The organism is Streptomyces sp. NPDC056161 (assembly GCF_042268025.1).
Lineage (GTDB): Bacteria > Actinomycetota > Actinomycetes > Streptomycetales > Streptomycetaceae > Streptomyces.
In genome coordinates this window covers 124,568-143,124 of the sequence record NZ_JBHJUV010000009.1, presented here as the reverse complement: position 1 = coordinate 143,124, position 18,557 = coordinate 124,568, and the positions used below count along the sequence as shown (strand labels likewise).

Annotated in this window: 18 protein-coding genes; 10 read left to right on the top strand and 8 right to left on the bottom strand. The window is 71.6% G+C overall.

Annotation, left to right across the window (positions count from 1 at the left end; all coding sequences use genetic code 11):
- Positions 1-48: 48 nt before the first annotated feature.
- Entirely contained in the window at positions 49-1,065 is a 1,017-nt protein-coding gene (locus ACFC09_RS11065; RefSeq protein WP_376525842.1) for an aspartate-semialdehyde dehydrogenase, read from the top strand.
- Positions 1,066-1,121: 56 nt separating this feature from the next.
- On the opposite strand, the gene ACFC09_RS11060 is transcribed toward ACFC09_RS11065, so the two are convergent.
- Genes ACFC09_RS11060 through ACFC09_RS11050 form a run of 3 tightly spaced genes read right to left on the bottom strand, consistent with a single transcriptional unit; the run spans position 1,122 to position 2,224 of the window.
- Positions 1,122-1,469: a type II toxin-antitoxin system PemK/MazF family toxin gene (locus ACFC09_RS11060; protein ID WP_376525840.1), complete on the bottom strand. Its 348-nt coding sequence runs from the start codon at positions 1,467-1,469 to the stop codon at positions 1,122-1,124.
- Positions 1,456-1,686, bottom strand: coding sequence for a ribbon-helix-helix domain-containing protein (locus ACFC09_RS11055; RefSeq protein ID WP_376525838.1), 231 nt, complete (start codon positions 1,684-1,686; stop codon positions 1,456-1,458). Before ACFC09_RS11055 ends, ACFC09_RS11060 begins: the two co-directional genes overlap by 14 nt.
- A gap of 58 nt (positions 1,687-1,744) precedes the next feature.
- A complete protein-coding gene (locus ACFC09_RS11050; protein ID WP_376525836.1) occupies positions 1,745-2,224 on the bottom strand; it encodes a DUF1203 domain-containing protein in 480 nt (159 codons plus the stop codon).
- 112 nt (positions 2,225-2,336) lie between these two features.
- On the opposite strand from ACFC09_RS11050, the gene pepN reads away from it, so the two are divergent.
- On the top strand, positions 2,337-4,916 hold the full coding sequence (pepN, locus tag ACFC09_RS11045) for an aminopeptidase N (protein WP_376525834.1): 2,580 nt from the start codon (positions 2,337-2,339) through the stop codon (positions 4,914-4,916).
- Between the two features lie 123 nt (positions 4,917-5,039).
- On the opposite strand, the gene ACFC09_RS11040 is transcribed toward pepN, so the two are convergent.
- From ACFC09_RS11040 to ACFC09_RS11025, 4 genes are all read right to left on the bottom strand, one after another.
- Positions 5,040-5,291, bottom strand: a complete 252-nt coding sequence (locus ACFC09_RS11040) for a hypothetical protein (protein ID WP_376525832.1) — start codon at positions 5,289-5,291, stop codon at positions 5,040-5,042.
- Positions 5,292-5,382: 91 nt separating this feature from the next.
- Complete coding sequence (malQ, locus tag ACFC09_RS11035) at positions 5,383-7,635, bottom strand: 4-alpha-glucanotransferase (RefSeq protein ID WP_376525830.1); 2,253 nt, start codon at positions 7,633-7,635, stop codon at positions 5,383-5,385.
- Positions 7,636-7,956 (bottom strand): hypothetical protein, encoded by a 321-nt coding sequence (locus tag ACFC09_RS11030; RefSeq protein ID WP_376525828.1) that lies wholly within the window; start codon positions 7,954-7,956, stop codon positions 7,636-7,638.
- A gap of 302 nt (positions 7,957-8,258) precedes the next feature.
- Positions 8,259-8,795 carry an HNH endonuclease gene (locus tag ACFC09_RS11025; protein ID WP_376525826.1) on the bottom strand — a complete coding sequence of 179 codons (537 nt, stop codon included), beginning with the start codon at positions 8,793-8,795 and terminating at the stop codon, positions 8,259-8,261.
- 365 nt (positions 8,796-9,160) lie between these two features.
- Between ACFC09_RS11025 and ACFC09_RS11020 the strand changes: the two genes are divergently transcribed.
- Both ACFC09_RS11020 and ACFC09_RS11015 read left to right on the top strand, forming a co-directional pair.
- The gene (locus tag ACFC09_RS11020; RefSeq protein WP_376525824.1) at positions 9,161-10,255 is read left to right on the top strand and encodes a mechanosensitive ion channel family protein; all 1,095 of its coding nucleotides are present in this window, start codon (positions 9,161-9,163) and stop codon (positions 10,253-10,255) included.
- 156 nt (positions 10,256-10,411) lie between these two features.
- Positions 10,412-11,059, top strand: a complete 648-nt coding sequence (locus tag ACFC09_RS11015; RefSeq protein WP_376525822.1) for a Uma2 family endonuclease — start codon at positions 10,412-10,414, stop codon at positions 11,057-11,059.
- Here the strand turns inward: ACFC09_RS11015 and ACFC09_RS11010 are convergent.
- Entirely contained in the window at positions 11,049-11,321 is a 273-nt protein-coding gene (locus ACFC09_RS11010) for a hypothetical protein (protein ID WP_376525820.1), read from the bottom strand. The genes ACFC09_RS11015 and ACFC09_RS11010 overlap by 11 nt on opposite strands.
- A gap of 201 nt (positions 11,322-11,522) precedes the next feature.
- On the opposite strand from ACFC09_RS11010, the gene ACFC09_RS11005 reads away from it, so the two are divergent.
- The 6 genes from ACFC09_RS11005 to ACFC09_RS10980 all read left to right on the top strand — a co-directional run bounded on the left by ACFC09_RS11005 (position 11,523) and on the right by ACFC09_RS10980 (position 18,370).
- Positions 11,523-12,734: an ROK family transcriptional regulator gene (locus tag ACFC09_RS11005; RefSeq protein WP_376525818.1), complete on the top strand. Its 1,212-nt coding sequence runs from the start codon at positions 11,523-11,525 to the stop codon at positions 12,732-12,734.
- 130 nt (positions 12,735-12,864) lie between these two features.
- Positions 12,865-14,229: an ABC transporter substrate-binding protein gene (locus ACFC09_RS11000; protein WP_376525817.1), complete on the top strand. Its 1,365-nt coding sequence runs from the start codon at positions 12,865-12,867 to the stop codon at positions 14,227-14,229.
- Between the two features lie 15 nt (positions 14,230-14,244).
- Positions 14,245-15,186 carry a carbohydrate ABC transporter permease gene (locus ACFC09_RS10995; protein WP_376525815.1) on the top strand — a complete coding sequence of 314 codons (942 nt, stop codon included), beginning with the start codon at positions 14,245-14,247 and terminating at the stop codon, positions 15,184-15,186.
- Between the two features lies 1 nt (position 15,187).
- Positions 15,188-16,084: a carbohydrate ABC transporter permease gene (locus ACFC09_RS10990; RefSeq protein ID WP_376525813.1), complete on the top strand. Its 897-nt coding sequence runs from the start codon at positions 15,188-15,190 to the stop codon at positions 16,082-16,084.
- A gap of 4 nt (positions 16,085-16,088) precedes the next feature.
- Positions 16,089-17,408: a 6-phospho-beta-glucosidase gene (locus ACFC09_RS10985; protein ID WP_376525811.1), complete on the top strand. Its 1,320-nt coding sequence runs from the start codon at positions 16,089-16,091 to the stop codon at positions 17,406-17,408.
- Positions 17,399-18,370, top strand: coding sequence for an N-acetylglucosamine kinase (locus ACFC09_RS10980; protein ID WP_376525809.1), 972 nt, complete (start codon positions 17,399-17,401; stop codon positions 18,368-18,370). The genes ACFC09_RS10985 and ACFC09_RS10980 overlap by 10 nt, the downstream gene beginning before the upstream one ends.
- Positions 18,371-18,557: the final 187 nt, after the last annotated feature.

Genomic DNA, 18,557 nt, shown 5'->3' with positions numbered 1-18,557 from the left:
CGTGCCGCACGCACAGAGGCCGCACACACACGTAGTACGGAGGAACCCGTGAAGGTCGGAATCGTCGGAGCCACCGGTCAGGTCGGCACGGTCATGCGCAGGATCCTCGCCGAGCGGAGTTTCCCGGCGGAGGAACTGCGGCTGTTCGCCTCGGCCCGCTCGGCGGGGACGGTCCTGGACGGCGTACCGGTGGAGGACGCGGCGACCGCCGACTTCACCGGCCTGGACATCGTCCTGTTCTCCGCTGGCGGCGCCACCTCCCGGGCGCTGGCCGAGAAGGTCGCCGGACAGGGCGCCGTCGTGATCGACAACTCCTCCGCCTGGCGGCGGGACGCGGACGTACCCCTGGTGGTCTCCGAGGTGAACCCGCACGCGATCGCGCACCGCCCCAAGGGCATCATCGCCAACCCGAACTGCACCACGATGGCCGCGATGCCGGTGCTCAAGCCGCTGCACCGGGAAGCGGGCCTCGAAGCCCTGGTCGTCGCCACCTACCAGGCGGTCTCCGGTTCGGGCCTCGCGGGCGTGGCGGAGCTGCACGGCCAGGCCCAGAAGGTGGTCGCCGACGCCGACCGGCTCACCCACGACGGAGCGGCCGTCGACTTCCCCGAACCGCAGGTCTACAAGCGGCCCATCGCCTTCAACGTGCTCCCCTTCGCGGGCAACCTCGTCGACGACGGTCTGAACGAGACCGACGAGGAGCAGAAGCTCCGCCACGAGTCCCGCAAGATCCTGGAGATCCCCGGCCTCAAGGTCTCCGGCACCTGCGTCCGGGTCCCGGTCTTCACCGGCCACTCCGTCCAGATCAACGCCCGCTTCGCGCGTCCGCTGTCCCCGGAGCGGGCCACCGAGCTGCTCGCCGCGGCGCCGGGCGTCGTGGTCACCGACATCCCGACCCCGCTCCAGGCGGCCGGCCAGGACCCGTCGTACGTCGGCCGGATCCGCCGGGACGAGACGACGGACCACGGTCTGGCCCTGTTCGTCGCCAACGACAACCTGCGCAAGGGTGCGGCCCTGAACGCCGTCCAGATCGCGGAGCTGGTCGCGGCCGAACTGGCGGGGTGAGACACGCAGGCACACGAGAAGGGGCGCCCACCGGCCGGTGGGCGCCCCTTCGGGGTTCACAGGGCAAGATGTCTGCGCAGAGCGACGTCGATCTTCGCCATCTGCTGCCGGGGCACCGTGCCGAGCGGCCGCAGCAACCGGTCGGGGGCGAGCGCACGCACCTGCTCGCACTGCACCTTGGAGTCTTTGAGAAGACCGCATTCGCCCGCGGGGAGCAGCACCTGGAACGGGTGGACACGAGCGGTGTTGGTCGTCAGTGGGACCAGCGTGACCACGCCGAGTCCCGTTCGCTCGACCGCCGCGTTGGCGCTGTCGTTCGAGACGATCACCGCGGGACGGGCCTTGTTCGCCTCGCTGCCCCGTGACGGTTCGTAGTCGACGAGATAGATGTCACCGCGCTTCATCGATCAGTCCGTCCCCCGAGAACCGGTCCCAGAACTCGGCGTCCTCGCTGCCGTCCCATTCGGCGAACGCCGCCGCGTACTCCTCCACGAGCCGCGCCTGCCTCAGCAGCTCGATGGCGTCGTGTATCACCGCCGAACGGGACTCCGCATCGGTACGGGCCGCGTACTCGTCGACGAAGGCGACATCCTCCTGCGGCAGACTCACACTGATCTTCATACCACCACGCTAGCAGGGTATGACCAAGCTAGCCACCAGTCGTACTACCGTGCGGGCGCTAACCCCTGCGCACCTCGTAGAGGAAGCACCCGTACTCCACCGCCCGCACATGGACCAGCGCCACCTCCGGATCCGCGAACGCCTCCGCGAAGGCCGCCTCGAAGCCGTCGGGCTCCGTCACGAGCCGCCCGCCGAGGATCCGGCCGTCGGCCGAGTAGCGGCGCACCGTCCGGTGCGCGTTCGCGAACGGGTGGCCGCCCCCGGCGACCGGCCCCGGGCACTCCCGGGCATGGATGAAGACCGGCCCCTGCTCGTCGTAGGCGCCGGGCTCGGCGCCCGTCCCGGCCGCCCAGCGGCGCAGCGGCGCGTACGACACGAGCGCTGTCGACTCGCCGGGCGTGCTGCGGCGCAGACAGCAGCGCAGCGGCGCGCCGCCCTCCTCGTCGGTCAGGGGAACCGTCTCGCGCCCCGCGTCGTCCACGGCGCGCAGTTCCTCAAGGGCCGCCGGGTCGAGGGGACGTGCGGTGTATGTCGTCATCCCACCAGGCTGGCGCGCGTCCGCCCCGGTCACCGGCGGGATGCGGACATCGCGTTCTGTGGATGACCCGTGGAAGGATGGCACAACCCACACATAACGAGGAGATGACCGCGTGCCTGGCACAAACCTGACTCGGGAAGAGGCGCAGCAGCGGGCGAAGCTGCTCACCGTTGACTCGTACGAGGTCGATCTCGACCTCTCCGGCGCGCAGGAGGGGGGCACCTACCGGTCCGTGACCACCGTGCGCTTCGATGTCGCGGAAGCGGGCGCCGCGTCCTTCATCGACCTGGTGGCCCCCGCGGTCCACGAGGTGACGCTCAACGGCGACCCGCTCGACCCGGCCGCGGTCTTCGCGGACTCGCGGATCGCGCTGCCGGGCCTCCAGGCGGGCCGCAACGAGCTGCGGGTCGTGGCCGAGTGCGCGTACACGAACACCGGTGAGGGGCTGCACCGCTTCATCGACCCGGTCGACGAGCAGGCGTACCTGTACACCCAGTTCGAGGTGCCGGACGCCCGCCGGGTCTTCGCCTCCTTCGAGCAGCCGGACCTGAAGGCGACCTTCCAGTTCACCGTGAAGGCGCCCACGGGCTGGACCGTCATCTCCAACTCGCCGACGCCCGAGCCCAAGGACGACGTCTGGGTCTTCGCGCCGACGCCGCGCATCTCGACCTACATCACGGCGCTGATCGCCGGGCCGTACACCTCGGTGCACAGCGTGTACGAGAAGGACGGGCAGAGCGTGCCGCTCGGCATCTACTGCCGTCCCTCCCTCGCCGAGTACCTCGACTCGGACGCGATCTTCGAGGTCACCCGGCAGGGCTTCGAGTGGTTCCAGGAGAAGTTCGACCACCCGTACCCGTTCGAGAAGTACGACCAGCTGTTCGTGCCGGAGTTCAACGCGGGCGCGATGGAGAACGCGGGCGCGGTGACCATCCGGGACCAGTACGTCTTCCGGTCGAAGGTGACCGACGCGGCCTACGAGACGCGGGCCGAGACCATCCTGCACGAGCTGGCCCACATGTGGTTCGGCGACCTGGTCACCATGGAGTGGTGGAACGACCTGTGGCTGAACGAGTCGTTCGCCACGTACACCTCCATCGCCTGCCAGGCGTACGCGCCCGGATCCCGGTGGCCGCACTCGTGGACCACCTTCGCCAACTCCATGAAGACGTGGGCCTACCGGCAGGACCAGCTGCCCTCCACGCACCCGATCATGGCCGAGATCCGCGACCTGGACGACGTGCTGGTCAACTTCGACGGCATCACGTACGCCAAGGGCGCCAGCGTGCTCAAGCAGCTCGTCGCCTACGTCGGCATGGACGAGTTCTTCAAGGGCGTGCAGACCTATTTCAAGCGCCACGCCTACGGCAACACGCGCCTGTCCGACCTGCTGGGCGCCCTGGAGGAGACCTCCGGCCGCGATCTGCGGACGTGGTCGAAGAAGTGGCTGGAGACGGCCGGGATCAACATCCTGCGCCCGGCGGTGGAGACGGACGCCGACGGTGTCATCACGTCCTTCGCGATCCGCCAGGAGGCCCCCGCCCTGCCCGCCGGCGCCAAGGGCGATCCGGTGCTGCGCCCGCACCGGATCGCGGTCGGCCTGTACGACCTGGACGCGGCGAGCGGCAAGCTGGTGCGGGGCGACCGGCTGGAACTGGACGTGGACGGCGAGCTGACGGCCGTACCGCAGCTGGCCGGGCGGCGCCGCCCGGCCGTGATCCTGCTCAACGACGACGACCTGTCGTACGCGAAGGTCCGCCTGGACGAGGCGTCGCTGGCCTTCGTCACCGAGCACCTCGGCGACTTCGCGTCCTCGCTGCCCCGCGCGCTGTGCTGGGCCTCCGCCTGGGACATGACCCGGGACGCGGAGCTGGCCACCCGTGACTACCTGTCCCTGGTGCTGTCCGGCATCGGCAAGGAGTCCGACATCGGCGTCGTGCAGTCGCTCCAGCGCCAGGTGAAGCTGGCGATCGAGATGTACGCCGCGCCCTCCGCGCGCGAGGCGCTGCTCACCCGCTGGACGGACGCCACCCTGGCGCACCTGCGCTCCGCCGAGCCGGGCAGCGACCACCAGCTGGCCTGGGCCCGCGCGTTCGCCGCGACCGCCCGCACGCCGGAGCAACTGGACCTGCTGGAGGGTCTGCTGGAGGGCACGCAGACCGTCGAGGGCCTGGCCGTGGACACGGACCTGCGCTGGGCGTTCGTGGAGCGGCTGGCGGCGGTCGGCCGGTTCGACGAGACGGAGATCGCGGGCGAGTACGAGCGGGACCGGACCGCCGCGGGCGAGCGGCACGCGGCCACCGCGCGGGCGGCCCGTCCGACGCCGGAGGCCAAGGCGGAGGCGTGGGCGTCGGTCATCGAGTCCGACAAGCTCCCGAACGCCGTCCAGGAGGCCGTGATCGGCGGCTTCGTGCAGACCGACCAGCGGGAGCTGCTGGCGCCCTACGCCGAGCGGTACTTCGAGGTCGTCAAGGGCATCTGGGACTCCCGCTCGCACGAGATCGCCCAGCAGATCGCGGTCGGCTTCTACCCGTCGATCCAGGTGTCCGAGGAGACCCTGGTGAGGACGGACACCTGGCTCGCCGCGGCCGAGCCGGGCGCGGCCCTGCGCCGCCTCGTGTCGGAGTCCCGCGCGGGCGTCGAGCGGGCCCTGAAGGCCCAGGCCGCGGACGCCGCGGCGGCGACCGCGTAGTCGTCCGCGGCGCGTCGACACGCGCACGACGAAGGGGCGCCCGGCGTGGCGCCCCTTTTCGTCGTCTTTCCGGCGTGTCGTGCGGCGTGGCGGCCGGCGCCCTCGGCGCGGGCCGACGGCGGGTCAGACCCTCGCCTTGCCCTTCGTCACGCGGATCTTCGACTTGTCCAGCACCATCACCAGACCCGCGATGATCACGAACAGCGCGAGCGGGGCGAGAACGAAGAGGCCCAGCGTCTGGATGACGCTCAGGCCCTTGCCGGGATCGTCGCCGTCGTCGCGGGTGAGCGCGAGCGCGGGGGACGACATGAGCAGCATCATCAGCGTCGTACCGGCGGCCAGGGCGCCGGCGCGCAGGGCGTTCTTCTTGTCCACGGTGCAAAAGTAGCGAACGCCGGAACCCGGTGCGCGTCCGGGGTGCCCTTGGCGCGCCGACGACAGGTGGCAAAAGGGCCCCGGTCCCGGCTCATCCGGCCGTGCGCAGGGTTTCCAGCAGCGCGTGCAGCCTGGGCGCGGCGGTCAGCTCCTCCAGGGTCACCGGGCGGCCCTGGGCGTCGGCGACGGGCAGGCGCCAGTTCGGGTACTGGTCCCAGGTGCCCGGCACGTTCTGCGGGCGGCGGTCGCCGATGCCGTCCGGCAGCCAGACGCCCACCAGGCGGGCCGGGGTGCGCAGCAGGAAGCGGTGGACTGCCTGGATCCGGGCCTCTTCGGCGGCCTGCGAGCCGGTCTGCGAACCGACACCGATCTGCGCGACGTCACCGATCTGCGAGCCGTCACCGGCGGGCGAGCCGTCACCGGCGGGCGGCCGGAGCAGTCCGAGGCGGGTGAGCAGGTCCAGCCATTCCTCCGTGTCCACGGCGGCTGCCGCGCGCTCCTCGGCCACCGGGTGGGTGAGCAGGCCGAGGCGGTCGCGCAGGTCGACGTGCTCGCCGGTGAGCCGGGCGGCCGTGGGCGGCAGGTCGTGGGTGGTGGCGGTGGCCAGGCAGTCGGCACGCCAGCGGTCGGGCGGAAGCGGAAGGCCGTCACCCGTCCAGTCCCGTTCGAACCACAGCACCGACGTGCCGAGCACCCCGTGGCGCCGCAGGGTCTCGCGGACGCCCGGCTCCACGGTGCCGAGGTCCTCGCCGATCACCACGGCACCGGCCCGGGACGCCTCAAGGGCGAGGAGCGCGAGCATGGCCTCGGCGTCGTGGCGGACGTACGTACCCTCCGTCGGCGGCTGTCCCTGGGGCACCCACCACAGCCGGAACAGGCCCATGACGTGGTCGATGCGGACCGCGCCCGCGTAGCGGAAGAGGGCGCGCAGGAGCTGCCGGTAGGGGGCGTGGCCGCAGGCCGCGAGGCGGTCGGGGCGCCAGGGCGGCAGGCCCCAGTCCTGGCCGAGGGCGTTGAAGGCGTCCGGCGGGGCGCCCACCGACATCCCGGCGGCGAAGAACTCCTGCTGGGCCCAGGCGTCGGCGCCCCGGGGGTGCACGCCGACGGCGAGGTCGTGCACGATCCCGACCGGCATGCCCGCCTCGCGTGCGGTGCGCTGGGCGGCGCCGAGCTGGGTGTCGGTGAGCCAGGCCAGCCAGGAGTGGAAGTCCACCCGGTCCGTCAGCTCGGTGCGGGCCCTGGCGGTGCCGGGCGAGCGGGGGTCGCGCAGCTCCGGCGGCCAGGTGTGCCAGTCGGAGCCGTGCAGTTCGGCGAGCGCGCACCAGGTGGCGTGGTCCTCCAGCGCCTGGCCCTCCTGGGTGCGGAAGCGGGCGAGGGCGGCCTGCCGGTCCGGGGCGAGGGGCACCTGCCGGACCAGTTCCAGCGCCTCCCGCTTGAGTTCCCACACCGCGTCCCGGTCGATGAGCGCGCCCCTGTCGAGCACGTCGGCGCGCAGCCGGGCGGCGCGGTCCAGGAGGCCGCCGACCTGTGCGCGGTCCTCGACCTGGGCGAACTCGGGCACGTCCGCCACCCGCAGATGCACCGGGTCGGGGAAACGGCGGGAGGACGGCCGGTACGGGGAGGGGTCGGTCGGCGCGCCGGGTACGGCCGCGTGCAACGGGTTGACCTGAACGAATCCGGCACCGGCGGTACGCGCCGCCCAGTCGGCCAGCTCGCTGAGGTCCCCGAGGTCGCCCATGCCCCAGGACCGCCCGGACAGCAGCGAATAGAGCTGGACGAGGAGCCCGTACGAGCGTCCGGCGGGGGTGGGCAGCCGGTCGGGGGCGACGATCAGATGGCTCTCGGCGATGCGGCCGTCCGGGGCGGTGGCCGTCACCCGGTGGACCCCGGCCGGGAGCCGGTCGGCGGTGGCGCGGCTCTCGCCCTGTTCGGTGTCGACGCGCAGCCGGGTGCCGGGCGGCAGGGCGCCGAGCGGGCTCGCGGTGCCGGGCGGCGGGGTGCCGGGTGGCTCGGTGTCGCCCGCGGTGTCGGGCGGGCTCGCGGTGCCGGACGGCTCGGTGTCGCCCGCGGTGTCGGGCGGACTCGCCGTGGTGGTCCAGCGCACCATCGTGGGCGGCAGGAGCCGTTCGCGCAGTTCACGCTCGCGGGCGGCGAGCGCGGCGCGGACCTCCTGCGGGGTGGAGGCGGCGACGTCCAGCGCGGCCAGGGCGGCCACCACGGCGGCGGTGGAGGCGGCGACCGTACGGTCCGGGGCGGGGCGGTAGGAGGTGGCAACGCCGTACAGCTCGGCGAGCCGGCGCAGCTCCTCGTCGTCGGGGGCGGCGGCCGGTCCGGGCGCGGTCACCTACCGTCCCGGAGTGAGCATGTCCGCACCGATGGGGTCCTCGGCCGCGTCGGACTCGCTGGTCAGCGGGGCCAGGTCGGTCAGCGGCGGCTCGCTGGTCAGGGGCTCGGCGTCGGGCAGCGGTGGTTCGCTGGTCAGCGGGGTCTCGACGTGTGCGCCCTCCGCGCTGAACACGCAGTGGTGGGTGTTCTCGGGGTCGGTCGGCGGCACCGGTCCGGGTTCGTACCCGGGTGCGCGGACGGGTTCGTGACCGGCCTTGTGACCGGGTTTGTGACCCGGTTTGTGCTGGGCCGGAAACGAGAGATGAGCCGGTGCGGGCACGGTGGTCTCCTTTGTCGGGTAACGACGGATTCCGACGATAGCGTTCTGCGGGTAACGGCAGCCCTACCCAGTCGCGACGGTCGCACTCGCCCCTCCGCGGGGTGGGGCGCACTCGCCGTGCGGGCTCGGGGCGTCGGTGTGTGCGGGCGGGATGGGCTTGGGAGTGCCGCGCCGTGCAAGTGGAATGGGGCTGAGCGCGCAGTTCCCCGCGCCCCCTGAGGGGGCTTGAGCGTTCGTGGGCGGGGCAGCGTGCAGTGCCCCGTGGCCGGGGGTGGCCACGGGGTGTGCGAAGGCCCGGATCGTCAGGCGGAAATGCCGTCGATCCGGGCCATGGCGTCCTCCGCGCCGCACGGCTGCAAGTAGGGCAGCCAGCGCGGGTCCCTATGGCCGGTGCCGATGATGCGCCAGGCAAGGCCGGTGGGCGGGGCCGGTTTGTGGCGCAGCCGCCAGCCGATCTCGAAGAGGTGTCGGTCGGCCTTCACGTGGTTGCAGCGGCGGCAGGAGGCCACCACGTTGTCCCAGACGTGCTTGCCCCCGCGGCTGCGCGGGATGACGTGGTCGACGCTGGTTGCGACGCCACCGCAGTACATGCACCGGCCCCCGTCCCGGGCGAAGAGTGCCCGTCGGGTCAGAGGAACGGGCCCCCGGTAGGGAACCCGAACGAATCGCTTGAGCCGGACCACGCTAGGTGCGGGGAGTGTGACGGTTGCGCTGTGCATGAAGGCGCCCGATTCCTCCAAGGCGACTGCCTTGTTCTCCAGGACGAGGACGAGCGCGCGGCGGAGCGGTACGACGCCGAGCGGCTCGTACGACGCGTTGAGGACCAGGACATGCGGCACGGATGCCTCCTTGTACGCCGGCGGCGCGTGGCTCGCGCCGGGACGATCTGCAGTCAGTCTCCCCTCATGCCTGGTGGAAGCGCCACCATGTCCCGGTAACGGGCTGGGAGTGTTTTCGACCACACCTGGATTCATCCCCCGGATCACGGCCTGTTCAAGCCCGCGTGACCCGGGTCTCTCCCGTGCTCGCCGCACAGCGCACACACAATGCCCCGTTAGTGTGTTGGTTCTGCCCGTCCGGTGACAGTTCCGTGATCTCGCCCACCCCGACGCCACGAGCACCTCGGCGTCGCCGACGACCATGACGCCCTGCCGACCATGACCGCCGTGCCGGAGGCAGACCGCTGCGCCTGGAGGTACCCGCCGTGTCCCTGTCCGCCGCCGTGACGACCGCCACCTCGTCACTGCCCCCGTCCCCGTCGCAGTCGACGGTCCCGACGCTGCCCACGCTCCAGGACGCCCACGAGAGTGCGGTGGGCGCCGCCAGCTGGGTCGAGCAGAACTGGTCGACGTGGCTCGCCATCGGGCTCCGGGTCCTGCTGATCCTGGTGATCGCGGCGGTGCTGAGAGTGCTGGTGCGGCGGGCGATCACCAAGCTGATAGACCGGATGACCCGGACCGTCCAGGCGGTCGACGGCACGGCGCTGGGCGGGCTGCTGGTCAACGCCGAGCGCCGTCGGCAGCGCTCGCAGGCGATCGGCTCGGTGCTCAGGTCGGTCGCCTCGTTCCTGATCCTCGGCACGGCGGCGCTGATGGTGCTGTCCACCTTCCAGATCAATCTGGCCCCGCTCCTCGCGTCGGCCGGTGTGGCGGGCGTGGCGATCGGTTTCGGCGCCCGGAACCTGGTCACGGACTTCCTCTCCGGTGTCTTCATGATCCTGGAGGACCAGTACGGCGTCGGCGACCAGATCGACGCGGGCGTCGCCACCGGCGAGGTCGTCGAGGTCGGCCTGCGGGTGACCAAGCTGCGCGGCGGCGACGGCGAGATCTGGTACATCCGCAACGGCGAGGTCAAACGCATCGGCAACCTCTCCCAGGGCTGGGCGACGGCCGGTGTGGACGTGACGGTGCGCCCCAGCGAGGACCTGGACCGGGTGCGGGCCACCCTCGACTCGGTGGCCGAGCGGATGAGCAAGGAGGAGCCCTGGAACGAACTGCTCTGGGGCCCGGTAGAGGTGCTCGGCCTGGACAGCGTCCTGATCGACTCGATGGTGGTCCGCATGTCCGCCAGGACGATGCCGGGCAAGTCCCTGTCCGTGGAGCGTGAGCTGCGCTGGCGCATCAAGCGGGCCTTCGACGCGGCGGACATCCGCATCGTCGGCGGGGAGGCTCCGGCGGTGGACGCCGAGGCGGCCGACCCGACGGCGTCGGTCGCGGCCCCGTCGGCGTTCAGCAACTCGGCGTCCCCGCAGGCGGAGGCGGCGGCCCCGATCACACCCCAGCGGCCGCCGACGAAGTGACGGAGCGGGGCGGTCGGCGACGGATCGATTCGGCACGCTCGTTCGAGTGACGGCGCCCGCTGTTCCGGTACCGCACGCCGACCGGGCCGTCCATTGTTGTGCCGGGGCACCCGGCGCGGGCTTAGCCTGACAGCAGCGCGGCAAGGAGAACCAGCGATGAGCGCCGAACCGATCATGGAGCCGGTGATGACGCAGGTGGACCCCATCGACCTGTTGATCGCGTTCGAGGAGGCGTCGCCGATGCCGATTCGAGCGGAGTACATCGAGGAGACGGGCATCGTGCCGCCTCAACCGGACGAAGAACACAGCGACGGTATCGCACAGCTTTTTCTCCAGTTCAACGACGCGGGATTCCGCTTCGCGGGCTTCGGCATGGGCTTCCGCGCCGCGCACGAGGACAGCCGGACCGCGGCCCTGGTCATCCCGGACTTCTATGTCCGCCGCCGCAAGGCCACGGAATTGGACGAGGCGTACTCCAAAACTCACAAGGGCTGGTATCCCATCGACATGCTGGCCGTGGTCGGAGAGGTGACGTCCACGAACCACGAAGTCGACACTGGTCCCAAGTTGCGCATCTACGCGGGTGCCGGGGTTCCCGTGTACGTCCTCATCCATCGCAAGGAAAAAGTGGCCTACTGCTTCTCGGATCCCGCGGCCACCGAGGACACCACGGTTCCTGCGACCACGGGCGATGCCACGGTCAAGCACCGCTATCGGCGGGAGGTGAAGGTCGACCTGGGCCTCCCCCTCCCCCTCCCCGCCCCCTACCCCGCCCTGGACACCACCGCCTTCCTCACGGACTGACCCCTTCCGCACCCATCTCACCGAGCGCGCCACAACCGGTCGGCCGCGCCCACCGCGCCACCTGGCACAGGGCGATGAAGGCGCCGCCCTTGTCCAGACCGGCCGCGGCCCGCAGGGTGTCCGTCGCCCGGACCTCGATCCGCAGGTGCCGCGCGGCCTCGTCGTGGACGGCGTCGGACAGACCCGTGAGCGCCATCAACGGCACGACCTCCGCAAGCGCCGTCCCCCAGAGCCGTACCAGCAGCCCGCCCCGCAGTGTCACCCGTCCCCCACCGATCGCCCCGCTCCAGCCGGATCCCGCAGGTAACGACTGGATTGCCGCCCGAACTCGCTCTTGACGCCCCTCGCGCGGCAGCTTACGTTTTCCAGCCAACAGGAAACTTTCCTAACAGTGACCATGGGTGGATGTGCCACCAGGGCCACTGAGCGGCTGGTCAGCTGGAAGGGCAGGTGTCGATCACTGATGGCAGGATCCGCCGGCACGCCGGGCACTCCCCGCGTCCTGCGCGCCATGAACGACCGCGCGGCGCTGGACCTGCTGCTGGCGCACGGGCCGCTGTCCCGCACCCGGATCGGCAAGCTCACCGGCCTGTCCAAGCCGACCGCCTCCCAACTGCTCGCCCGTCTGGAGGCGGCCGGGCTGGTGCTGGCCACCGGCACCAGCGAGGGCCGTCCGGGCCCCAACGCCCAGCTCTACGCGGTCAACCCGGCCGCGGCGCACGCCGCCGGGCTCGACGTCACCCCCGGCCGCATCCGCGCCGCCGTCGCCGACATCACCGGCCGCACCGTCGGCGAGTACGAACTGCCCACCCCCGGCCGACGCCCCGCACAGCCGGTCGTACGGCAGGTGGCCGACGCCCTGGACGGCGCGGTGAAGGCCGCCGGACTGGCCCGGGGCGACGTGCACCGCCTCGTCATCGGCACCCCGGGCGCCTTCGACCCGGGCACCGGCCGTCTGCGCTACGCCTCCCACCTGCCCGGCTGGCACGCCCCGGCGCTGCTCGACGAACTCGCCGCGGCGCTGCCGATGCCGGTCGAGTACGAGAACGACGTCAACCTCGTCGCCATCGCCGAGCAGCGGCTCGGCGCGGCCCGCGGACACGGCGACTTCGTACTGCTGTGGAACCAGGAGGGCCTGGGCGCCGCCCTGGTCCTGGGCGGCAGACTGCACCGCGGCTGGACCGGCGGCGCCGGCGAGGTCGGCTTCCTGCCGGTGCCGGGTACGCCGCTGGTGCGCCAGGTGGCCAAGGCCAACAGTGGCGGCTACCAGGAACTCGCCGGCTCCCAGGCGCTGCCCCGGCTGGCCCGGGAGCTGGGCGTCCAGGACGTGCCGGGCGGACCGTACGCCGAGGCCGCGGCGGCGCTCGTGGGCCGCGCCGCCGACCACGGCGGCGGCCCCCACCGGGAGTTTCTGCGGACGTACGCCACCCGGCTGGCCACCGGTCTCGCCTCGCTCGTCGCCGTCCTCGACCCCGAACTCGTCGTCCTCACCGGCACCGCCCTCACCGCGGGCGGCGAGGTGCTGCGCGCCCTCGTCCAGGCCGAGCTGGAGGAACTGGCCGCGCCCCGCCCGCGCCTCGTCGTCGGCGAGGTGCTAGAACACCCCGTGCTGCGCGGCGCGTTGGAGAGCGCGCTCGCCACCACCCGCGACGAGGTCTTCGACACCTCGCGCTGAGCCGAGCCCGCGCTTCCTTTCCCGCCCACCCCTTTCCCGCAACCACACCGCACCGCACCGCCCCCGCACCGCACGGCCCCCGCACCGCACGGCCCCCGTCCCGCACCGCCCGCCCTAGGGAGACACCGCCATGCCCCACGCCATACCCGGAGTGGTCCGAACGCCGGCACCCGGAGTGGTCCGAAAGACGGCTTTCGCCCTCACCGCCTCGCTGGCTCTGCTCGCCACCGCCTGCACCGGCCAGTCGGGCGGGGGTGCTGACGACCCCTCCAAGGAGACGACCATCAACTTCTGGCACGCCTGGAGCGCGCCGAGCGAGGTGCAGGCGGTCAAGTCGCTGATCGCGGGCTTCGAGAAGGCCCACCCCACCATCCACGTCAATGTCGTCGGCAACATGACCGACGACAAGATGAACCAGGCGCTGCGCACCGGCGGCACCAAGGCGCCCGACGTGATCTCCTCCTTCACCACCAACAGCGTGGGCAAGTTCTGCTCCTCCGGCGCGCTGATCGATCTGAACCCGTTGTTCAAGAAGTCGGGCATCGATCCCGCGGCGACGTTCCCGAAGGCGATGAACGAGTACACCCAGTTCGACGGCGACCGCTGCTCGGTGCCACTGCTGGGCGACGCCTACGGGCTCTACTACAACAAGAAGGAGTTCGAGAAGGCGGGCATCGCCGGACCGCCGAAGACCTGGAGCGAGTTCGTGGCGGACGCGAAGAAACTGACGATCACCAAGGGCGACAGCTACGAACAGCTCGGATTCATGCCGAACTACCACGGCTGGGAATCCACCACCGAGCACTACTTCGCGCAGTACTCACCCACGTATTTCGCCCCGGACGGCACGTCGAACCTGGCCAAGGACCCCGCTTTCGAGGCCGGGTTCACCCGCCAGAAGCAGCTCGTGGACGAACTCGGCGGATATCAGAAGCTGGAGAAGTTCCGCGCCACGCTCGGCGACGAGTGGGGCATCAACCACCCCTTCCACACCGGGCAGGTGGCCATGCAGCTGGACGGCGAGTGGCGGCTCGGCATGGCCGAGTTGGCGCAGTCGGGCTTCGACATCGGCGTGGCGCCGCTGCCGGTGCCCGACGAGCTGGCGGACCAGTACGGCAAGGGCTACGTCACCGGCACCATCGCGGGCATCGCCGCCACCAGCAAGAAGCAGAACGCGGCCTGGGAACTGGTGAAGTACATGACCACCGACACGAACGCGGTGGTGGGCTTCGCGAACGCCATCCACAACCTGCCCTCCACGCTGGCCGCCCTCAAGTCGCCGAAGCTGAAGTACGACCCGCGGTTCAAGACCTTCCTGGACATCGCCGCCGACCCGCACTCCACCACGACCCCCGCGTCGGTCGACGGCGGCACCTACCTGGTGACCATCCAGCAGTTCGGTTACGACTACGAGAGCGGCAAGGTCACCGATCTGAAGGCCGGTCTGGAGAAGACGGCCGCGCAGATCGACACGGACATCGCGCAGGCGAAGTAGCCCGGGGCCACGGAGATGAGCACCGTCACCCTCGCGTCGAAGCGCCGCCGGGCAGCGCTTCGCACGGTCGCGTTCATGTCGCCCTGGCTGATCGGCTTCGCGGTCTTCTTCGCGTACCCGCTGATCTCGACGGTCTACTTCTCGTTCATGCACTACGACGGCTTCCGGGCGCCGACGTGGAGCGGCACGAAGAACTGGACCTACGTCTTCGAGCACTACCCCCTCTTCTGGCCCGCGCTGCGCAACACCCTGTGGCTGGTGCTCGTGGCGGTCACCCTCCGGGTCGTCTTCGGACTCGGCGTGGGAATGCTCATCACCAGGATCAGAACGGGCACCGGCGTCTTCCGCACCCTGTTCTACCTGCCCTACCTCGCCCCGCCGGTGGCCGCGACGATGGCCTTCGCCTTTCTCCTCAACCCGGGTACGGGGCCGGTGAACTCAGCTCTGGAGCAGGTCGGGCTGCCGACTCCCGGCTGGTTCAACGACCCCTCCTGGTCGAAGCCGGCGCTGACCCTGCTGGCGCTGTGGGGGGTCGGCGACCTGATGGTCATCTTCATGGCCGCGCTGCTCGACGTACCGGCGGAGCAGTACGAGGCGGCGGAGCTGGACGGTGCCTCGGCGTGGCAGCGCTTCCGGTACGTCACGCTGCCGAACATCTCCCCGATCGTCATGTTCGCCGTGGTCACCGGAGTGATCCAGACCATGCAGTACTACACGCAGCCGCTGATCGCCGGGAAGGTCGCCTCGGGGGTGATCCAGGGCGCGGGCACGCAGTTCGAGCCCGGGTATCCGCAGAAGTCCACGCTCACCCTTCCCCAGCTGGTCTACAACCTCGGTTTCCAGCGCTTCGACTACGGCTCCGCCTGCGTCGTCGCCCTCGTCCTCTTCGCCCTGTCGATGGCGTTCACCGCGTTCCTGATGCGGCGCCGGGGCGGTCTCCTCCAGGCAGGTGACTGAGATGGCCCACGTACTGGACGAGCCGGTGCGACTGCCCGCGCCCGCCCGCTCCCCCGCGCAGCGGACCGCGCGGCGCCGGGCGCTCCTGGAGTGGATCGCCGTCCACGCCCTCGGGGTGGCCGCCGCGCTGTTCTTCACCCTGCCCTTCGTCTTCGTCCTGCTGACGTCCCTGATGAACGACAGCCAGGCGCTCAGCCGGGACCTGATCCCGCACACCTGGGAATGGGGCAACTACCACCGGGTGTTCGACACGCCCGGCTTCCTGACCTGGTGGAAGAACACCCTGGTCTACGCCGGTCTGGGCACGGTCCTGACCGTCGTGTCCTCGCTCCCGGTGGCGTACGCCCTCGCCAAGTTCCGCTTCCGCGGGCGCAATCTGTCACTCATGCTGGTGATCTCGATGATGATGCTGCCGCCGCAGGTCATCATCATCCCGATGTATCTGTTCTGGGCGAAGCAGCTCGATCTGTCCGGCACCCTGTGGCCGCTGATCATCCCGATGGCGTTCGGCGACGCGTTCTCCATCTTCCTGCTGCGCCAGTTCCTGATGACCATCCCGAACGAGTACCTGGACGCGGCGAAGGTGGACGGCTGCGGCGACCTGCGGACGCTGCTGAGGGTCGTGCTGCCGATGGCGAGGCCGGGCATCGCGGCCGTCGCCCTGTTCCAGTTCTTCTACGCCTGGAACGACTACTTCGGCCCGCAGATCTACGCGTCCGAGAACCCGGCCGCCTGGACCCTGAGCTACGGCCTGGAGTCCTTCAAGGGCGCCCACCACACCGACTGGAATCTCACCATGGCCGCGACCGTCCTGGTCATGGCCCCCGTGATCCTCGTGTTCTTCTTCGCCCAGAAGGCGTTCGTCGAAGGTGTCACGCTCACCGGAGTAAAGGGTTGATGTCTTGAAACTCACCGTGGTCGGCGGAGGCTCGACCTACACGCCCGAACTCATCGACGGATTCGCGCGGCTCAGGGACTCCCTGCCCGTCGAGGAACTGGTCCTGGTGGACCCCGCCGCCGAACGCCTGGAGCTGGTCGGCGGCCTCGCCCGGCGCATCTTCGCCAAGCAGGGGCACCCCGGCCGGATCGTCACCACCGCCGACCTGGACGCGGGCGTCGAGGGCGCGGACGCGGTCCTGCTCCAGTTGCGCGTGGGCGGCCAGGCCGCCCGGCAGCAGGACGAGACCTGGCCCCTGGAGTGCGGCTGCATCGGCCAGGAGACCACCGGCGCGGGCGGCCTCGCCAAGGCGCTGCGCACGGTGCCGGTGGTCCTCGACATCGCCGAACGGGTCCGCCGGGCCAACCCGGACGCCTGGATCATCGACTTCACCAACCCGGTCGGCATCGTCACCCGCGCCCTGCTCCAGGCCGGGCACCGGGCGGTCGGGCTGTGCAACGTGGCGATCGGCCTCCAACGGAAGTTCGCCGCCCTGCTCGACGTGGCCCCGCAGGACGTCCACCTCGACCACGTGGGCCTCAACCACCTCACCTGGGAGACGGGCGTACGCCTCGGCGGTCCCGAGGGCGAGAACGTGCTGCCGAAGCTGCTCGCCCTGCACGGCGACGCCATCGCCGGCGATCTGCACCTGCCCCGGCCGCTCCTGGACCGGCTCGGCGTGGTCCCGTCGTACTACCTGCGGTACTTCTACGCGCACGACGAGGTGGTGCGCGAACTGGGCGGCAAGCCGTCCCGGGCGGCGCAGGTCGCCGAGATGGAACGGCAGTTGCTCCGGATGTACGGCGACCCGGCCCTGGACGAGAAGCCGGAACTGCTCGCCGAGCGGGGCGGCGCGTACTACTCGGAGGCCGCGGTGGACCTGGCGGCGGCGCTGCTGGGCGGTCGTGCCGGCGGGGCCGCGGGCTCCTCGTCCGGGGGTGACGGCGGGCGACGGGCGGGCGGCAGCCCGTACCAGGTGGTGAACACCCACAACAAGGGCACGCTGCCCTTCCTGCCGGACGACGCGGTGATCGAGGTGCAGGCGGCGGTCGGCCCGCAGGGCGCGGCACCGCTGCCGGTACCGCCGCTCGACCCGCTGTACGCGGGGCTGGTGGCGAACGTGACGGCGTACGAGGACCTGGCCCTTGAGGCGGCGCTGCGCGGCGGCCGGGACCGGGTGTTCCGAGCGCTCCTCGCGCACCCCCTGATCGGCCAGTACGAGTACGCCGAACGCCTCACCGACCGACTGATCGCGCACAACCGGGAGCACCTCGCGTGGGCCTGACCGCAAGTGTCCTTGCCATCGACGCGGGCAACAGCAAGACCGACGTCGCGGTGGTGGCCGCGGACGGGACCGTCCTCGCCACCGCCCGCGGCGGCGGCTTCCGGCCGCCCGCGGTGGGCATCGGCACGGCGGTCGACGAGGTGGCCGACGCGGTCGTACGGGCGTACGCCGCCGCGGGTGTCACCTCCGTCGCGCACGTCTCCGCGTGCCTGGCCAACGCCGATCTGCCCGTGGAGGAGGAGCAGTTGGCCGCCGCGCTGCACGCGCGCGCGTGGGGCGGCACGGTGGAGGTGCGCAACGACACCTTCGCGATCCTGCGGGCGGGCGTGGCCGAGCCGCGCGGCGTCGCGGTGGTCTGCGGCGCGGGCATCAACTGCGTCGGCATGCACCCCGACGGCCGCACCGCCCGCTTCCCGGCGATCGGCCGGATCTCCGGCGACTGGGGCGGCGGCTGGGGGCTCGCCGAGGAGGCCCTGTGGTACGCGGCCCGCGCGGAGGACGGGCGCGGCGCGGCGACCCGGCTGGCCCGGACCCTGCCCGCCCACTTCGGTCTGGACTCCATGTACGCCCTGATCGAGGCCCTGCACCTGGAACACATCGAGTACGGCCGGCGGCACGAGCTGACGCCGGTGCTGTTCGCGACCGCCGCGGCGGGGGACGCCGTCGCCCGCTCGGTCGTCGACCGGCTGGCCGAGGAGGTGGTGACCATGGCGACGGTCGCGCTGTCCCGGCTCGGCCTGCTGGACGAGGAGGTGCCGGTGCTGCTCGGCGGCGGTGTCCTCACCGCGGGGCACGCCCGACTCGACGACGGCGTACGGGCCTTGCTCGCGGTCCGCGCGCCGAAGGCGGCGGCCCGGGTGGTGACGGCCCGTCCGGTGCTGGGGGCGGCGCTGCTGGGCCTGGACCGGATGGGCGCGGACCCGAGCGTCCAACAGCGCGCCCGCTCCCACTGGGAGTCCTGACCCGGCCCCGGCGAGACGGCGCGAACCGCGGGCCTGGGGGCGAAGGGTGCGGGGTGAGAAGAGAGGGGTGAGAAGAGAGGGGTTGGATGGGGCGAGAGGGGTGAGCGGCACGGGGTGAGGGTGGTGGGGCCGGGCGCCGGAGGGGGCGGCGGCGCCGGGTTCGGGGGTGGGTTCCGGGGGAACCGAA

Coding starts and splice junctions, on each gene's coding strand:
- ACFC09_RS11060 (WP_376525840.1), bottom strand. CDS start 1,469: ATGAAGCGCGGTGACATCTATCTCGTCGACTACGAACCGTCACGGGGC.
- ACFC09_RS11055 (WP_376525838.1), bottom strand. CDS start 1,686: ATGAAGATCAGTGTGAGTCTGCCGCAGGAGGATGTCGCCTTCGTCGAC.
- ACFC09_RS11050 (WP_376525836.1), bottom strand. CDS start 2,224: ATGACGACATACACCGCACGTCCCCTCGACCCGGCGGCCCTTGAGGAA.
- ACFC09_RS11015 (WP_376525822.1), top strand. CDS start 10,412: ATGAGCGCCGAACCGATCATGGAGCCGGTGATGACGCAGGTGGACCCC.
- ACFC09_RS11005 (WP_376525818.1), top strand. CDS start 11,523: ATGGCAGGATCCGCCGGCACGCCGGGCACTCCCCGCGTCCTGCGCGCC.
- ACFC09_RS11000 (WP_376525817.1), top strand. CDS start 12,865: ATGCCCCACGCCATACCCGGAGTGGTCCGAACGCCGGCACCCGGAGTG.
- ACFC09_RS10995 (WP_376525815.1), top strand. CDS start 14,245: ATGAGCACCGTCACCCTCGCGTCGAAGCGCCGCCGGGCAGCGCTTCGC.
- ACFC09_RS10990 (WP_376525813.1), top strand. CDS start 15,188: ATGGCCCACGTACTGGACGAGCCGGTGCGACTGCCCGCGCCCGCCCGC.